Annotated in this window: 2 protein-coding genes; both read left to right on the top strand. The window is 58.9% G+C overall.

Annotated elements, in window-relative coordinates; genetic code table 11:
- On the top strand, positions 1–818 hold an 818-nt coding region (locus tag OXG98_14070; GenBank protein ID MCY3773127.1), incomplete at its 5' end, for a hypothetical protein.
- Positions 819–843: 25 nt separating this feature from the next.
- A partial coding sequence (locus tag OXG98_14065) for a hypothetical protein (GenBank protein MCY3773126.1) occupies positions 844–1,812 on the top strand: 969 nt, incomplete at its 3' end.

Raw genomic sequence — 1,812 nt, 5'->3', positions numbered from 1 at the left:
GCCGCGATCTGCGTACGGCGACGTCGAGTGACTTTATCAACTGGAACGAGCCGGACTATGTTGATTATACCCAGGGTCGTGTAGACGAGATTTACAACAACTCCATCCTGCCCTATTTCCGCGCACCGCATATTTTCGTGGGGTTTCCAACCCGGTATGTCGACCACGGCTGGTCGGAGGCGATGAAGGATCTTCCGGAATTAAGCGAACGGCGCCTGCGCGCCTCGGCTAGCGAACGTCACGGCAGCGCATTGACGGATGCGATGTTTATGAGCAGTCGCGACGGCCACAACTTCAATTTGTGGCCGGAGTCGTTCATCCGGCCGGGTCTGCGGCCTGTGGACAACTGGGTTTACGGTGACGGCTATCCCGGTTGGGGTATCGTGACAACTTCTTCGCCTTTTGACGGGGCGCCGGACGAACTGTCAATCTACGTATCGGAGGGCTACTGGCGGGGCGAAAGCATGAATCTGCGGCGCTATACGCTGCGAGTCGATGGATTCGCGTCGGTACAGGCGCCACTCGGCGGGGGCGAACTGGTGACGAAGCCCTTGATTTTTGCGGGCAACCGATTGTGCGTCAATTTTTCGGCCTCCGCGGCTGGCAGTGTCCGGGTGGAGATTCTGCGGGACCAGATGGATGAATCAGTTGCAGGCTTTGGACTGGATGACTGCGTGGAGTTGCTGGGAGACGACATCGAGCGCGTTGTGCGCTGGTCGGGTGGTCCCGACGTGAGCGGTCTCGAGGGCGTACCGGTTCGACTGCGCTTCGTATTGCGCGACGCGGATCTGTTCGCTATTCAGTTTGTCAAGATGTGACTGGGGACAGGAAACCCATAAGACCATGGCCAATTTGAACGAAGTCGCGATTCCTGTCGACATCGGCTCCCGCCTGGAATTGATGGTGGACGACTATCTCGTGTCGCAGCTAGGCGGCGGCGCCCGGCGGCGCTTGAACAGTCCGGTTCCCCGGGGCATTGCGTTGCAGTTGGACACGCCCTGGGAGGGTAATGCAAGCGGGGGCTTTACGGTCTTTGAGGACGGCGGCCGGTATCGCATGTACTACCGAGGGCAGAATTTTGTTTATGAAGACGGGGAGTTAGGCACTCCGGACGGCAAGTACGTCTGCTACGCGGAGAGTGCCGACGGCATCCACTGGGAGAGGCCGGTGCTGGACCTGGTCAAATTCAATGGCTCCAAGAAGAACAACATTCTGATGGATGCAGGGGAGATATTGAACGGCATGTTTTCGCCGTTCAAGGACGGGAATCCCAAGTGTGCTGAAGAGTCACGCTACAAGGCATTTTCGTTGATGCAGCGCGGGGACGCGAGAGGGCTGTGGGCTTACGGATCGCCGGACGGTATCCATTGGTCGGCCATGAGCGACGGGCCGGTCATTACTGCGGGGTTGCTGGACACGCAGAATCTGGCCTTCTGGGACGGGGTACGCGGCGAGTACCGTGCATATCATCGCAATGAGTTCCGGCTGCCGCAGACGGGAGAAGAACCTTATGGGGCTCATCCAGTTCAGGCAAGTAACAGCGGCCAAAGAGTTGGGTCGCAAGGGTCTCTGCGAGGGTCACGCTACGGACGCGACATTCTCACTGCCACTTCGTCTGATTTCATCAACTGGACCGAATCCGTTTACGTCAACTACAGCGAAGGCCGACCCAGCGAGTTGTACACGAACCAGGTCACGCCCTATTACCGTGCGCCGCATCTCTTTCTGGGTTTCCCGACGCGGTATGTCGAGCGCGAGTGGTCGGAGGAGCTGGAGGCGTTGCCGGAGGTTGAACATCGCCGCATGCGCGCC

It is taken from the genome of Gemmatimonadota bacterium (genome assembly GCA_026706345.1).
GTDB lineage: Bacteria > JAAXHH01 > JAAXHH01 > JAAXHH01 > JAAXHH01 > JAAXHH01.
The sequence above is the reverse complement of the archived record's forward strand: the minus strand, read 5'-3'. Positions and strand labels throughout refer to the sequence as shown.